Annotated in this window: 12 protein-coding genes; 3 read left to right on the top strand and 9 right to left on the bottom strand. The window is 45.1% G+C overall.

What is annotated here, in order from left to right:
- Positions 1-56 precede the first annotated feature (56 nt).
- A complete protein-coding gene (locus K0I73_RS09810) occupies positions 57-626 on the bottom strand; it encodes a CoA pyrophosphatase (protein WP_220060972.1) in 570 nt (189 codons plus the stop codon).
- Positions 613-2,022 carry an aminodeoxychorismate synthase component I gene (gene pabB, locus K0I73_RS09805; protein ID WP_220060971.1) on the bottom strand — a complete coding sequence of 470 codons (1,410 nt, stop codon included), beginning with the start codon at positions 2,020-2,022 and terminating at the stop codon, positions 613-615. Before pabB ends, K0I73_RS09810 begins: the two co-directional genes overlap by 14 nt.
- 134 nt (positions 2,023-2,156) lie before the next feature.
- Between pabB and K0I73_RS09800 the strand changes: the two genes are divergently transcribed.
- Both K0I73_RS09800 and K0I73_RS09795 read left to right on the top strand, forming a co-directional pair.
- Entirely contained in the window at positions 2,157-3,674 is a 1,518-nt protein-coding gene (locus tag K0I73_RS09800) for a fumarate hydratase (protein ID WP_220060970.1), read from the top strand.
- Positions 3,675-3,824: 150 nt separating this feature from the next.
- Positions 3,825-5,885 carry a S9 family peptidase gene (locus K0I73_RS09795; protein WP_434086678.1) on the top strand — a complete coding sequence of 687 codons (2,061 nt, stop codon included), beginning with the start codon at positions 3,825-3,827 and terminating at the stop codon, positions 5,883-5,885.
- A 71-nt stretch (positions 5,886-5,956) separates the two neighbouring features.
- Here K0I73_RS09795 and K0I73_RS09790 read toward each other — a convergent pair whose 3' ends face one another.
- From K0I73_RS09790 to adhE, 3 genes are all read right to left on the bottom strand, one after another.
- Positions 5,957-6,658 carry an aspartate/glutamate racemase family protein gene (locus tag K0I73_RS09790; protein WP_220060968.1) on the bottom strand — a complete coding sequence of 234 codons (702 nt, stop codon included), beginning with the start codon at positions 6,656-6,658 and terminating at the stop codon, positions 5,957-5,959.
- Positions 6,659-6,973: 315 nt separating this feature from the next.
- Positions 6,974-7,612 carry a 2OG-Fe(II) oxygenase gene (locus K0I73_RS09785; RefSeq protein WP_220060967.1) on the bottom strand — a complete coding sequence of 213 codons (639 nt, stop codon included), beginning with the start codon at positions 7,610-7,612 and terminating at the stop codon, positions 6,974-6,976.
- A 186-nt stretch (positions 7,613-7,798) separates the two neighbouring features.
- Positions 7,799-10,417: a bifunctional acetaldehyde-CoA/alcohol dehydrogenase gene (adhE, locus tag K0I73_RS09780; protein WP_220060966.1), complete on the bottom strand. Its 2,619-nt coding sequence runs from the start codon at positions 10,415-10,417 to the stop codon at positions 7,799-7,801.
- Positions 10,418-10,744: 327 nt separating this feature from the next.
- Between adhE and K0I73_RS09775 the strand changes: the two genes are divergently transcribed.
- Positions 10,745-11,377: a YchE family NAAT transporter gene (locus tag K0I73_RS09775; protein WP_220060965.1), complete on the top strand. Its 633-nt coding sequence runs from the start codon at positions 10,745-10,747 to the stop codon at positions 11,375-11,377.
- 65 nt (positions 11,378-11,442) lie between these two features.
- On the opposite strand, the gene K0I73_RS09770 is transcribed toward K0I73_RS09775, so the two are convergent.
- The 4 genes from K0I73_RS09770 to efp form a co-directional block, all read right to left on the bottom strand.
- A complete protein-coding gene (locus K0I73_RS09770) occupies positions 11,443-12,768 on the bottom strand; it encodes an anti-phage deoxyguanosine triphosphatase (protein WP_220060964.1) in 1,326 nt (441 codons plus the stop codon).
- Positions 12,769-12,807: 39 nt separating this feature from the next.
- Complete coding sequence (yfbR, locus tag K0I73_RS09765; protein WP_220060963.1) at positions 12,808-13,395, bottom strand: 5'-deoxynucleotidase; 588 nt, start codon at positions 13,393-13,395, stop codon at positions 12,808-12,810.
- Positions 13,396-13,512: 117 nt separating this feature from the next.
- Complete coding sequence (locus tag K0I73_RS09760; protein ID WP_220060962.1) at positions 13,513-14,727, bottom strand: pyridoxal phosphate-dependent aminotransferase; 1,215 nt, start codon at positions 14,725-14,727, stop codon at positions 13,513-13,515.
- A gap of 263 nt (positions 14,728-14,990) precedes the next feature.
- Entirely contained in the window at positions 14,991-15,551 is a 561-nt protein-coding gene (gene efp / locus K0I73_RS09755) for an elongation factor P (RefSeq protein ID WP_220060961.1), read from the bottom strand.

Here is a 15,551-nt window from a genome sequence, read left to right as displayed (position 1 = left end):
GGTTTGTAGTTGGTTAGCTTCTATTTCGTCCGCTTTCATTTCGTTGGCATTAGCAACTAGGGTGAGACCTGGCGACATATTTTGTCGATCATTGCCGCAGTGGCTCCCCAAATAAAATATTCTTCATAGGAGATAAAGTAGACGGGGTAGGTGACTCCCCTTCGGGTGAACTGCTTGACGATTCTATTAGCGGGATCGAGCAGAAACCTTAAGGGCACGGTAAAGAGTTCATCCACTTCACCTGGGTCAAGCACTGGTTCGAAATCCTCTTTGACGATGCCAATGATGGGGGAAATCGCAAATCCGGTAAAGGTATTAAATATGGGATATTGCCCTAATATTTCTACGTTTTGAGTCGGTAATGCTATCTCTTCAAACGCTTCTCTCAGTGCCGTTGCCACGCAATCGACATCTTGCTCCTCCACCTTGCCACCAGGAAAGCTAATTTGCCCAGGATGGGCGCGAAGGTGGGTTGGACGGCGAGTGAGGATAAGGTGTAACTCTTGCTCTTTTTCGATTAATGCAACTAAAACCGCGGCTTGACGAAGCACGCGGTTAATTTTAGGTGCGTTATCGCTGGGTAATACTTGTAGGGCATAGCGCCGCTTAAACTCATCGAGTGTCATTAGAGTTAGCCAAAATCGGTAATATCTTACTTACCTTATCATAGCTTTCTTGATATTCGGCATCGACGAGGCTATCTGCCACTATTCCGCCGCCAGCCCAGCAATAGAGTTTGTTGTCTTCGGCAATTAAGGTTCGTATGGTGATGCTCGAATCCATTTGGCCATCTTGACTGATATAGCCAATAGAGCCGCAGTATAGACTGCGTCTAGATGGTTCGAGTTCCTCAATGATCTCCATCGCTCTTATCTTAGGTGCGCCTGTGATTGAGCCCCCGGGAAATGCCGCCCGTAAAAGATCGGTGGCATGGTAGCCTTTATCTAATTTGGCCGTAACAGTGCTGACCAGATGATGAACGGCGGGAAAACTTTCGATCGCAAAAAGTATTGGTACGCGGACTGACCCGGGCTGAGCGACTTTTCCTATGTCGTTTCTAAGTAGATCGACGATCATTAAGTTTTCGGCACGATCCTTTTCTGAATTTGCCAGCATTGCTGCGCTCTGTTGATCGAGTGCAGGATCTGAAGCGCGCGGCATAGTGCCTTTAATGGGTTTGGTTTGGATTGCGTCCCCCTTGAGTTGAATAAAACGCTCGGGGGATATCGATAACAGGGCATTGTCTGGCAAGCGACAAAATGCGGAAAACGGTGCCTTATTGGTTTGGCGCAGTTTTAGATAAGCCAGCCATTCATCACCTTGATATTGCGCCTCAAAGCGCTGAGTGAGGTTGATTTGGTAACAATCGCCACTGTGTAGGTATGTTTGAATGGCGGCAAATTTGTCACTATAGGCTTGTTTGTCTATCTGTGGCCGCCAATCAGAACAGAGTGAAAATGGTGCTTTAGACAAGGATAGTCCTAAGGATTGTTCTATTTTAGCAAGTTGCTGTTCAAGTTGTTGTTGCCCAAGGTAATGCACCATAGACCAAGTGGCAGTTTGGCTATCAAATATCAGCGCCCAGTTATAGATGCCTACGTTCATCTCGGGCAGATCAATATCTTTTGTCGCCGTGGTAGGCAGTGATTCTATAACGCGGCCCAAATCATAGCTAAAGGACCCTAGTGCGCCACCACTAAAGGGCAGTTCACACTCATAAGTTGTAGGGAAATAGCGTTGGATAATTTGCTTTAACAAGGTAAATGGATCTCGGGCGCTAGTCTCTGTTGTCGCTGTGCCGTCTTCCTGGTAATGGCAACAGCTGGTGAGTTGCCCTTGGGTAACTAATGTCGCTATCGGATCAAAAACGATAATGTCATAACGCGCATCGATATGACTGGCACTCGCTGAATCGAGCAGCATCGCCCATGGCTTGTCTGCAAAATGGCTAAAAACTTCCGTCGTTGACAAATTCCAGTCCAAATTTTTAACTGCAATGCCTTGAGTTGACGAATAAACCATCAAATAACCTTATCTAAAATGTGATGTTCCCCTAAAAGTCGCGAAAGAGTATCATAATGTGAACGGATTCAAAAAAAATACACGACCCTGCAAAAGGGCGATGAACAAACCAAACTGTGATAAAGGAAAAGTCTGTGAGTATAGAACAGCCCATCATCAAGCAAGCGGATCTTATCGAGAGCGTTGCTGACGCACTACAATACATCTCTTATTATCACCCTAAGGATTTCGTCGATGCCATGGCCGAGGCCTATGACAAAGAAGAAAGCGCGGCTGCTAAAGATGCGATAGCGCAGATCCTAATTAACTCTCGTATGTCTGCGGAAGGTAAGCGTCCGTTATGCCAAGATACTGGCATTGTGACTTGCTTTGTGAAAGTCGGTATGGGTGTTCGGTGGGACAAGACCGATATGACAGTGCAAGAGATGGTCGATGAAGGTGTTCGTCGCGCATACACCAATCCTGATAATCCACTGCGTGCTTCGATTGTGGCAGATCCTGCCGGTAGCCGTAAAAACACCCGAGACAATACGCCTTCAGTCGTGCATATCGACATGGTACCAGGTAATCATGTTGAAGTGGCAATCGCGGCAAAAGGTGGTGGATCGGAAAACAAATCTAAGATGGTCATGCTAAACCCCTCCGATGATATCGCCGAATGGGTCGAAAAAACCTTACCAACCATGGGGGCGGGTTGGTGTCCACCAGGCATGCTCGGCATAGGTATTGGTGGGACTGCAGAGAAAGCGGCCGTTATGGCAAAAGAGTCATTGATGGACCCTGTCGATATTCATGAGCTTCAAGCTCGTGGAGCAGAAACCACAGAAGAAAAGCTGCGTCTTGAGATCTTCGAACGTGCTAATAAACTTGGCATAGGCGCGCAAGGGCTTGGTGGTTTAACTACGGTGCTCGATATTAAAATTAAGTCGGCGCCAACCCATGCTGCATCAAAACCTGTGGTGATGATCCCTAACTGCGCTGCTACGCGCCATGTTCATTTCCATCTTGATGGCACAGGTCCTGCTGATCTGACACCACCATCACTTGCCGATTGGCCTGAGATCACTCGTGAAGCGGGTGAAGATGTTCGCCGCGTTAACCTAGATACAGTGACTCAAGCCGATATCGAGCAGTGGAAGAGCGGCGATGTGCTGCTGCTTAATGGTAAAATGCTCACCGGTCGCGATGCGGCGCACAAGCGTATTCAGACCCTGATAGAAAGTGGTGAAGGGTTGCCAGAAGGTGTCGACTTTACCGGTAAGTTTATCTACTACGTTGGCCCTGTGGATCCAGTCGGTAATGAAGTGGTTGGCCCTGCAGGCCCAACAACGGCTACCCGTATGGATAAGTTCACAGATCTTATGCTGGATAAAACCGGTTTGATGGGCATGATCGGTAAAGCTGAGCGCGGCCCTGCGACCGTTGAATCAATTAAGAAGCACAAGGCCGTGTATTTGATGGCTGTTGGTGGCGCAGCATACTTAGTATCTAAAGCGATCAAGAGATCAAGAGTCGTAGCATTCGAAGATTTAGGAATGGAAGCTATCTACGAATTTGATGTCCAAGATATGCCTGTGACCGTTGCGGTCGACAGTGAAGGGGTGAATGCCCATGAAACGGGGCCAGCAACCTGGAAGGTGAAACTGAGCTAACATTAGCTAATCGCGCTTTCACATATTGCGTTACACATTGAATAAGTTCTTGGGGGAGTAGGCGTCTTGCCTAATTCCCCATTTTTGTTTAGTGTGCTTGCGCTTATAAATTTCTGTGTTGGGCTAAAGCCTGACCATCATTCCAACAAGATGACAATAACAATGAAAAAAACTGCAATCATACTAGCCCTTGCGGCTGCGGGTGTTGCTTTTGGCGCTAATGCCGCGTCACCAGAGCCTTTTAAGGTTCAGCACCTTGTCAAGATGAACAAGCTACATTCGACAGCTTTGTCCAATGATGGCACCAAAATCGTCTACGCTGTGAAAAATATTGATGACAATGGTGATGCCGAATCTGATCTGTATCTTCAAATGGTCGATGGTTCTGGTGAAGTTAAACGCTTAACTTCGGTAAAAGGAACAGAGCATTCGGTCTCTTTTAGCAGCGATGATAAAAAAGTCTATTTCCTTGCAGCACGCGATGGCAGCTCGCAGCTATTTGAACTTGCTCTCGACGGCGGCGAAGCGCGCCAAATATCTAAGCTACCTTTAGATGTTGAAGGGTATAAGTTGTCCCAAGACAGTCAGCAAATTGTGCTTAATATGCGCGTCTTCCCTGAATGCAAAGACCTGGCTTGTTCTGCCGATAAATTTGCCAGCGAAGCCGACCGTCAATCCACTGGTCGTGAATACAAGCAGTTAATGGTTCGTCACTGGGATACCTGGGGCGATCACGCTCGCAGTCATCTATTTGTTGCGCCGTTAAACGGCGAAACCATCACAGCGCCTGTCGATGTGACCATGGGCTTAGATACTGAAACGCCGCCAAAACCATTTTCTGGTATGGAAGAGGTGACTTTCACTCCGGATGGCAAATATGTTGTCTATAGTGCGAAAGCGCCAAGCACCTCACAAGCGTGGGAGACTAACTATGATTTATGGCAAGTCCCTGTTACTGGCGGTAAAGCTAAAAATTTGACCGAAGCCAATAAAGCATGGGATGCACAGCCTACATTTTCGGCTGATGGCCGCTATATGGCCTATTTAGCAATGACTAAGCCAGGCTTCGAAGCCGACCGTTACCGCATCATGCTACGTGATACGGTGACAGGACAAGAGAAGGAAGTGGCACCACTTTGGGATCGCAGTGCTAGCTCATTGATGTTTGCTAGTGATAACCGCACCCTGTATGTGACTGCGCAAGATCTTGGTCAAGTCAGCATTTTCGAAGTTAATACTCAGTTTGGCGATGTTAAGACAGTGTATAACGAAGGCAGCAACAGCGTTGTGGGTTTAACTCAGGACAAAATTGTATTTAACCATAAAAGCTTAGTTGAGCCTGGCGATCTTTATACCATGTCACTGGACGGTCAAAATATTAGCCGTTTAACAGAGGTTAATAAAGACAAGTTAGCGAAGATCAAGTTTGGTGAATTTGAGCAATTCAGTTTCAAAGGTTGGAACAATGAAGAGGTCTATGGTTACTGGATCAAGCCAAGTAACTATCAGGCTGGTAAGAAATATCCAGTTGCTTACCTCGTTCATGGTGGCCCGCAAGGATCATTTGGTAACTCATTTAGCAGTCGCTGGAATGCGCAGTTATGGGCAGGCGCTGGATACGGTGTCGTTATGGTCGATTTCCATGGCTCTACCGGTTACGGTCAAGCGTTCACTGACTCCATCTCAAAAGATTGGGGCGGTAAGCCACTTGAAGATCTGCAAAAAGGTTTAGCTGCAGTGACGCAACAACAGAAGTGGTTAGACGGTGATAGAGCATGTGCACTGGGTGGTTCTTACGGTGGCTACATGATGAACTGGATCCAAGGTAATTGGAACGATGGCTTCAAGTGTCTAGTTAACCACGCTGGTCTGTTTGATATGCGCTCTATGTACTATGTGACCGAAGAGTTGTGGTTCCCCGAATACGAATTTGGTGGCCCTTATCAAGATAACAAAGATCTGTATGAGAAGTTTAACCCAGTTAACTATGTTGAGAACTGGAAAACACCCATGTTGGTAATTCACGGTGAGAAAGATTTCCGTGTACCTTATGGTCAAGGTCTTGCTGCATTTAGCTTTATGCAGCGTAAAGGGATCCCATCTGAGTTGCTTATCTACCCAGATGAAAACCACTGGATCTTAAACCCAGATAACTTAGAGCAGTGGTACGCGAATGTGTTAGGTTGGATGGATCGCTGGACAGAAAAGTAACCTTTTGAGTCCCGATCATAATAAAAGCCAGAACCACTGTTCTGGCTTTTTTACGGCGTCGTTCTCGTCGATCAATTGCTCCCTAATAATGCATACTCCACTCCTCGATTGGCATGGATAGCAGTCGTATCGTACAAAATGACCTTGGTATCACTTTGCTGGACTAACAAAGCTATCTCGGTACAGCCAAGAATAATCGCCTGAGCGCCTTCAGCATAAAGCCTATTGATGATATCGAGATATTGTTTCTTAGAGTCTTGATTGATGATGCCTTGGCACAATTCGTTGTAAATAACATCGTGTACCTTTGTTTGATCCTCTTTCGTAGGGACAATAACCTCAATGTTAAATTTGTCGGTTATCCGGCCTTTATAAAAATCCTGCTCCATTGTAAATCGAGTGCCGAGCAAGCCCACTTTGGTCACATTGTTACGTACCAATAGTTCAGCGGTCGCATCTGCAATATGTAAGATTGGGATAGTGATCGCAGACTCAATTTCAGGTACAAGCTTATGCATGGTATTGGTACAGATCATCAAAAAATCAGCGCCACCTTTTTCAACAGATTTAGCCGCTTTGGTTAAAATTTTCGCGGTTTCAGACCAGTTACCTTGATGCTGTAATTTTTCAATTTCATCGAAATCTACGCTATAGAGACAAATTTTTGCTGAATGTAAACCGCCCAGTTTTGACTTTACTCCCTGATTAATGGCTTTGTAATAGCTTGCCGTCGACTCCCAACTCATGCCACCTAACAATCCAATAGTTTTCATTTGCCCGCCATATTTAAAATTTAGGTAATAGTCTGATCCATTGCTATCACTTAACCAGTCCGCTTGACTGAGATGATTAACGCGCCAGATCAGATCTGTTTTATAGAGATAGAATACATGACTTGCGGTGATTTTTAGGTGTACTTGGTTAACTTTTTTGCAGGTGTGACGCGATGCGTCATTGGTATTCAGAGGTGGAATTTGTTGGGGGGATAAACCATTTGTCGTTAAGAAGGCGTGACTAACAGGGAGAGGCGATGGCGTGAAGCGAGTCGAGGCCATATCGGCAGATATGGCTCAAGTGAGATGGGGTTGTTAATCTAACGGGATGCCTTCATTTATACGATACCAACCCGTGAGGCTGTAACGATCCTTATGAGACTGGCACACCTCATGGGGAAACAGCTCGCTTAAGAAGATAACCATAGTGCCAAAACGAGGTTCGACGATTTCAAATGGCGCAGATTCATCATGGCGGTACATAAGTAACTCACCACCGTCGCCCTGTTGCCACTCTCTGTTTAAATAGAGAATGCTAGTCAATTTGCGGTTAGATTGGCCTTTAAAGGCATCGACATGGCGCTTATAAAAGGCACCCGGTTCATAGTAAGCAAACATGGTCTCATAATCGAATAAGCCTAAAAAAAAGTAGCGATTAATCGCGAGTCTCAATTGTTCTGACCAATCGAAGTAGGGCGAAGCAAAGTCCATTGTGCGATCTAACCAACAGATTCTATCGCTGCGGATCGCTTCGACAACTTGCTGGTCTTTTTGCCTGCCAATTGCTGCTGGTTTAAATTCGGCCGTATCCATTTGGCTTAAATTATCGACTAAGTGATTGAGTTCAGCGATAGGAAACAGATTGTGTAATACGACGTAACCTTTGTCGGCGATATTTTCACAAATATGGTCAAAGATATCTTGGGTTATGCCGATCGGGGGTAAGCTGTTCAATTAGAAGGTGCTCGCAAAACTGGGGCAGGTTTTATATCTCAGTTAGGCGATGTCCGACAGCGAATAATTTCTATGGTGTGGACAAATAAAATTTGTTTAGTAGAGCCGCTAGTCTCGTGGGTGCTAATGACTGATGGCTATAAAAGTAAGGCGCCTTACGGCGCCCTACTTTTATGTATCACGAGACTAGTTGATATCTTGATACTTTTTGCCGTAAAAACTGGCAGTAAGCAGTGCTTTTAGTTCAGCGATCAAGGGGTAACGTGGGTTTGCTCCGGTACATTGATCATCAAACGCATCTTCGGCTAGCTCATCGAGCTTGGCAAAGAAATCGGCTTCGTTGACTCCTGCCTCTTGGATCGAAGCCGGAATGCCAATCGTCTTCTTGAGTTTATCGATCTCTTCGAGCAATGCTTCCACTTTTTCTTCATCACTAATGCCGTCGCCTATAGCGCCTTTAAGGTTTAGATGTTCAGCTATCTTTGCGTACCGACAAAGAGCCTTAGGTCGGTCGTATTGACTGAATGCCGCTTGTTTAGTTGGCATATCGGTCGCGTTAAATCGAATCACGTTGTCGATAAGTAGAGCATTAGCGAGTCCGTGAGGGATATGGAACTCCGCGCCCAGCTTATGTGCCATAGAGTGACAGATACCTAAGAAGGCATTAGCAAATGCGATACCAGCGATTGTTGCGCCATTATGAACCTTCTCGCGAGCAACTGGGGCTTTCGCGCCAAAGTTGTATGAATCTGGTAAGTGTTTAAATAGTAGCTCAAGTGCTTGCAGTGCTTGACCGTCACTATATTCATTTGCCATTACACTGACGTAAGCTTCGAGTGCATGAGTGACCGCATCTATTCCACCAAAGGCGGTTAATGACTTTGGCATATCCATCACCAAATTGGGATCGACGATCGCCATGTTCGGTGTCAATTCGTAATCTGCGATCGGATACTTCATACCCGTTTTTTCGTCGGTAACGACCGCAAAAGGAGTAACTTCAGAGCCTGTGCCTGAGGTAGTTGGCACCGCTACCATCATCGCTTTCTTCCCCATTTTAGGGAACTTATAGATACGCTTACGGATATCCATAAAGCGCAACGCTAAGTCAGCAAAATCAACTTCAGGATGCTCATACATCACCCAAATGATCTTAGCCGCATCCATAGGCGAACCACCGCCGAGGGCGATGATCACGTCAGGCTGGAAACTCTGTGCCATTTTGGCGCCTTGATTAACGATAGCAAGGGTTGGATCGGCTTCGACATCGTAAAAGACGTCGGTTTCTAGACCTTGCGCTTTGAGTATCTTAATCGTTTCATCACAATAACCGTTATTGAACAGATACTTGTCTGTTACGATTAACGCGCGTTTCTTATCGCTAAGTTCTTCTAGGGCGATAGGTAAGCTACCGCGACGGAAATAGATAGAAGAGGGAAGTTTATGCCACAACATATTTTCGGCTCGCTTAGCAACGGTTTTCTTGTTGATTAAATGGCTTGGCCCTACGTTTTCAGAGATTGAGTTACCGCCCCAAGAACCACAGCCAAGAGTCAAAGAAGGCGCTAGCTTAAAGTTATACAGATCGCCAATACCGCCTTGAGATGCCGGGGTATTGATTAAGATGCGTGCGGTTTTCATTCTAAAACCAAAGGCTCTGACGCGATCCGTTTGGGTATCTTGGTCTGTATACAGCCCCGATGTATGACCGATACCGCCAAGGGTAACAAGGGCTTCTGCCTTATCCATCGCTTGTTCAAAATTGCTCGCGCGGTACATCGCCAGTAACGGAGAGAGCTTTTCGTGGGCGAAGGCTTCGGCTTCTGAAATATCCGTGGCTTGCCCAATCAAGACCTTGGTCGATGCCGGTACCTTTATATTAGCCATAGCTGCAATGGTCGCAGCGCTCTGGCCTACAATATCGGCATTAAGACCTCCATTTTTAAGGATAACCTTTTGCATCGCTTTCGCTTCTTTGGTGGACAATATATAGCCGCCATGGCTAGCAAAACGCTCTTTAACTGCATCATAGATCTCATCGACAACGACAACAGCTTGTTCTGAAGCACATACAACTCCGTTATCGAAGGTTTTTGACATCAATATTGAACTCACAGCGCGCTTAATATCGGCCGTTTCATCGATCACGATAGGCGTGTTACCCGCGCCAACACCAATTGCGGGTTTTCCTGATGAATAGGCTGCTTTTACCATGCCAGGGCCGCCTGTTGCTAAGATCAGGTTGATTTTGTCATGGGTCATTAATTGGTTTGACAGTGCAACACTCGGTTCGTCAATCCAACCGATAATATCTTTTGGTGCGCCTGCGGCGATTGCGGCATCGAGTACGATTCTAGCGGCAGTGGTTGTCGAGGCTTTTGCGCGAGGGTGGGGCGAAAAGATAATACCATTACGTGTCTTTAAGCTGATAAGAGCCTTAAATATCGCCGTTGAAGTTGGGTTAGTAGTGGGTACTATGCCACAGATAATGCCCACGGGTTCGGCAATGGTAATGGTACCAAAAGTCGGATCTTCGGCTAAGATGCCGCAGGTCTTTTCATCTTTATACTTGTTGTAAATGTACTCAGATGCAAAGTGGTTTTTAATCACTTTATCTTCAATTACGCCCATAGACGTTTCAGTTGCCGCCATTTTAGCAAGCGAAATTCTGGCGTCAGCGGCGGCTAATGCTGCGGCACGGAAGATCTTGTCTACCTGTTGTTGACTGAAGTTGGCATATTGGGCTTGGGCCTTAGCGACCCGTTCTACCAGTAGGTTGAGTTCCTGTTCGTTTGTCACGTTCATAATTAAGATCCTTGAAAAATATTTAGCCAAAATTGGTTTTGGCTAAATGTTCTCCGTGAAGAAAAATTACACCCAAAGCGTCGGTTTATCCGTGATCTTAACCACGTTTTTGGTCGGTTATGTAATAAAATAACGAAGTTACTGACTTGTTTGGATGATTCATACCCAATGTGGCATTAAAAATAGAAAATTTAAGTCAAAGTTGTGAATTGTGATAGAAAATCTCATTTCTCGAATTCCTGACAATAATGTAGAGTAGCGTTTTTTCAACATCTCACTTTTATCACCTAGTATTAAAACCTAGTAAAAGTCACTGAGGACATGACATTGGATTTAACAATATATGTTAAATTTTTTCTTGGGCTAGTTGCTATCATCAATCCGGTAGGACTGCTGCCCGTTTTTGTTAGCTTAACCAGCCACCAAACTGAGTTGGAGCGTAATCAAACTGCTAAGAATGCTAATCTGGCCGTGGTGATTATTTTGTTGGTCACAATAGTCGCGGGACAGCATATTTTAAATATGTTTAGCATTTCATTGTCAGCTTTTCGCATCGCGGGTGGGGCACTTATTGCAATTATCGCAATGTCGATGCTGCAAGGTAAACTGGGTGAAGTAAAACGTAACCAAGAAGAAGACCGTGAAGCCTCAGGGATGGAATCGGTGGCAGTTGTTCCGTTGGCGCTGCCCTTAATGGCGGGTCCTGGTGCGATTAGTTCGGTTATTGTCTCTGCCGCGCAGCACAAAACATTAACCGATTTAATCGGTATGTCGATTACTGTGATTATTTTCGGTTTAACTAGTTTTGCCTTATTTAGAATGGCTCCAGTGATTTTTAAGCTACTCGGCAAGACAGGGATTAACGTGATAACTCGTTTGATGGGATTGTTAATGCTTTCTATTGGTATCGAAGTTATTGCCGCAGGCTTTAAAGGGCTATTCCCCACGTTAGTTGGTTAACTTAAAACGTATAAAAAAAACGCGCATTAGCGCGTTTTTTGTTGTGCTATAAAGCTAGCAGCTTGTTATTGCAGGTCAATCAATGAACCCGCTCTAGCACTAAACAGATGCTGATGTAGTCTGGCTGCAAATTCATCGGTCATTCCCGATATGTAATCGGCAATGACTCGATGAGTATTACCATTCTTGTCAAAGGTCTGTTGCCAACGCTCTTGGGTATTGAGCGGCAATAGGCGCTGGGGATCTGAGGCGAAGGCTTCAAATAACTCCATTACTATCTGTTGACCTTTATATTCCAGCATCTGTATTTCAGGTTTACGTATCACTCGTTGGTAGACAAATTGTTTAAGTATGTCTAGCGCCTCTTGGAACGGCTGTTCTAAGGCGGCGTTGTAACGCAGCAAAGGCTCCGTAAAATCGGGATTATCATGGATGATGATGGCGGTGACAAAGCCATTAACTAAAGTGCCTATGGCATCTTTGCGTAGATGATTTTCAACAGAAAACAGTTTGTCACCTATGTTGGCAAACTCCTGCTTTATCCATGAGTCTGTGCTTGCCCCTAGTTTATCTGCAACATCTTGTTGCCACATCGCCTGGGTAACAATCCCCATCACTATCGCATCTTCTAAATCATGGATTGCGTAAGCGGTATCATCGGCGAGTTCCATGATGGAACAATCCAGTGATTTATAAAGGGTCCGCTTGTGCTCGGCCGGATCAATTGTCTTGGTCGATAGAAAGAGGTTTTTATCGTTACTCGATAGCGGATCGAGTACCCAATCTACTATCGATTTATCTTCATCAAATATCCCTTTAACTGGCCGCCATTGAGATGGCTTAAGTTGCCGATAACTACTGACTTCAGGTTTGGGGTAGGATTGATACAGTTGGGCATGGCAGGCCGGATATTTTAAGATCCCAAGCAAGGTTCGACGGCACAAATTCATCCCAAAAGATTGGGTATAAGGCTCTAAGGCCGTTAAAATTCTAAAGGTTTGGCCGTTACCTTCAAAACCGCCATCGCTGCGCATCATGTAATTAAGTGCCACTTCACCACCGTGACCAAATGGAGGGTGTCCAATGTCATGGGCTAAACAGAGTGACTCTATCAGGCTCATGGAATCAAGCAAGCCAGCCAGTTGCGGGTACTTTTGTTTTAGCTGCGCACAGATCCCTGTGCCTATTTGGGATACTTCAAGAGAGTGTGTGAGCCGGGTACGATAAAAATCATTCATGCCAACACCAAGCACTTGGGTTTTAGCCTGTAAACGCCTAAATGCAGCAGAATGTAATATCCTAGCCCTATCACGCTGATAAGGACTGCGGTGATCGTTACGGCGATGTTTGTCTTCGCCTAAACGTCTTTCATGCCATTGAACGGAAGTCATCTTTGCTCCTCTTGAGCGATTAGTTCCTTAAGGATCTGATCATAAAAGGCGGTTAATGTCATCCAAGTTTAATTCGAAACTCGGGATGAAAGTGTCGATAAAATATTTCACTGCTGGGTCTGGATTGTTGGCTAAGGATTGAGACAATCGCTTTTTTGCCGTTTTGAACTCATGATTGCCAGCCCCTTCTTCCTCTAGGCACTTTAGGTAAGCACAAAGAGTATCGGCCGACTTAACTATTTGTTTATATTTTAAATCTGTGTTTTCACTGGTCAATAGTTCACGATAATCATCTTTGAATTCGTCTGGAACCATCTCTAAAAGCCTATGTTCTGCAATGGCTTCAATTTTTTTGTATTCAGCTTCAATTTCCTTGTTAAAATACTTAACTGGCGTCGGAAGATCGCCTGTTAACACTTCACTGGCATCATGAAAGATAGCGATGGTCGCGGCACGTTCGGCATTGAGCTCAGTATCAAATTTCTTATTGCTGATCACCACAAGTGCATGTGCAACCATAGCGACTTGTAGTGAGTGTTCTTGAACATTTTCGGGTCTAACGTTATACATGAGTGGCCAGCGCTGAATTAACTTCATTCTGGCTAAATGGGCAAATAAATGGCTCATAACTAATCTATTTATACGACTGGTGCCAACACATTAACACAGGCGTTGAGTGAAGAAATAGAGGCGGAGAAAATAAAAAAGCGATCAATTTGATCGCTTTAAAGAGGGCCTAGATTATTACTGACGATAGGTTTCGAGAAACTCCCCAAATTCGGTTATCGCCTTTTCGAGATCTTCTTTGTAGGGCAAGAACACCACTCGCAGATGATCGGGTTCACGCCAGTTAAATGCGGTACCTTGTACTAGGAGGATCTTCTTTTCTTTCAACAGATCGAGTACCAAACGTTCATCATCGCGTAAGTTGAACTTTTTCGCATCGAGCTTAGGGAACGCATATAGTGCGCCTTTGGGCTTCTTACAACTGACACCAGGGATCTGGTTAAGTAGCTCGAAACAGGTGTCGCGCTGAATGGTGAGTCTACCCGTTGGCGCGACGAGCTCGTTGATGCTCTGATAGCCGCCTAACGCCGTCTGTATGGCGTGTTGATTGGGTACGTTGGCGCAAAGGCGCATCGAGGCTAACATATCTAACCCTTCGATATAGCTTTTGGCGGCTTTAAGGTTCCCCGATAGCATCATCCAGCCAACACGAAATCCCGCTGCGCGGTAGGATTTAGATAAACCATTGAAGGTGACGGTCAGAATATCGTCCGAGAGCGTTGAAGCCGGGATATGCACCGCGCCATCGTAGAGGATCTTGTCGTAAATCTCATCGGCGAACAAAATGATGTCGTGTTGACGACAAAGTTCTATCACCTGCAACAATAGTTCTTTCGAATAAACGGCGCCGGTGGGGTTATTGGGGTTAATGAGTACCAAGCCTCGAGTGCGATTGGTGATCTTAGACTTGATGTCCTCAAGATCCGGGAACCAATCTGACTCTTCATCACAACGATAATGCTGCGCTTTGCCACCAGAGAGGTGAACCGCGGCGGTCCATAGTGGATAATCAGGCGAGGGCACGAGTACTTCATCATCGCTATTTAACAAGCCTTGCATCGCCATGACGATAAGCTCAGATACGCCGTTGCCGATATAAATATCTTCAATGTCGACGCCAAATAACCCCTGGCTTTGGTAGTGTTGCACAATGGCTTTTCTGGCGGAGAATAGGCCTTTAGATTCACAATAACCTTGTGCACTCGGTAGGTTGAGGATCACATCTCTGACAATCTCTTCAGGCGCTTCAAAACCAAATGGGGCGGGATTACCAATATTAAGTTTTAAGATCCGGTGGCCTTCGTCTTCTAAACGACGGGCTTCTTTGTGTACGGGTCCTCGAATGTCATAACAGACGGTATCGAGCTTATTTGACTTAATGATTGGGCGCATTGAAACCTCTTAAATGCATTCGAATTAAAATTTGTTGAACTTAAGTCTGCGAACAATAACGAAAAAATTCTGCTTTTAAAAGGGGCGTAATAAGAAAAACTCAACCAATAACAGAATATACTGCTGATATTGATATTTGGTTAACAATAATTTGGTGTTTTATTTTGAATATGGAGATTATCATGGGGTTTGTATCTGATTAATTGCATTTAGATAGCAAAAAGCCAGCGATATACGCTGGCTTTTTAAAACACGTTAAAAAATTAAGCGCGTTTTTTAAATTCGTTAGTACGAGTATCGATTTCGATCATGTCGCCGGTTTTAACGAAATCTGCAACACTTAGCGTGCCGCCACCAGTGATAGTTGCTGGCTTCATTACTTTACCAGAGGTATCGCCACGAGCTGAAGGCTCAGTGTAAGTGACTTCACGTACAATAGTCGTTGGCAGTTCAACAGAGATTGCTTTACCGTCGTAGAAAGTTACTTGGCAAATGTCTTCCATACCGTCACAGATATAAGCTGCTGCATCACCTAGGTTATCAGCTTCTACATCGTATTGGTTGTACTCAGAATCCATGAATACATACATAGGGTCTGCATAGTAAGAATAAGTACAATCAAGACGATCTAGAATGATATCGTCCATCTTGTCTTCGCCTTTGAAGGTCGTTTCAGTTGAAGAGTCTTGTAGCACGTTCTTCAATTTCATTTTCACGATAGCCGCGTTACGGCCTGAACGCGTTGTTTCGGTCTTCTGCACAACCCATGGGCTGCCATCTAACATGATCACGTTACCAGGACGGATTTCATGAGCAGTTTTCAT

Origin of the sequence: Shewanella mesophila (assembly GCF_019457515.1) — a bacterium.
Taxonomy (GTDB): domain Bacteria; phylum Pseudomonadota; class Gammaproteobacteria; order Enterobacterales; family Shewanellaceae; genus Shewanella; species Shewanella mesophila.
The sequence above is the reverse complement of the archived record's forward strand: the minus strand, read 5'-3'. Positions and strand labels throughout refer to the sequence as shown.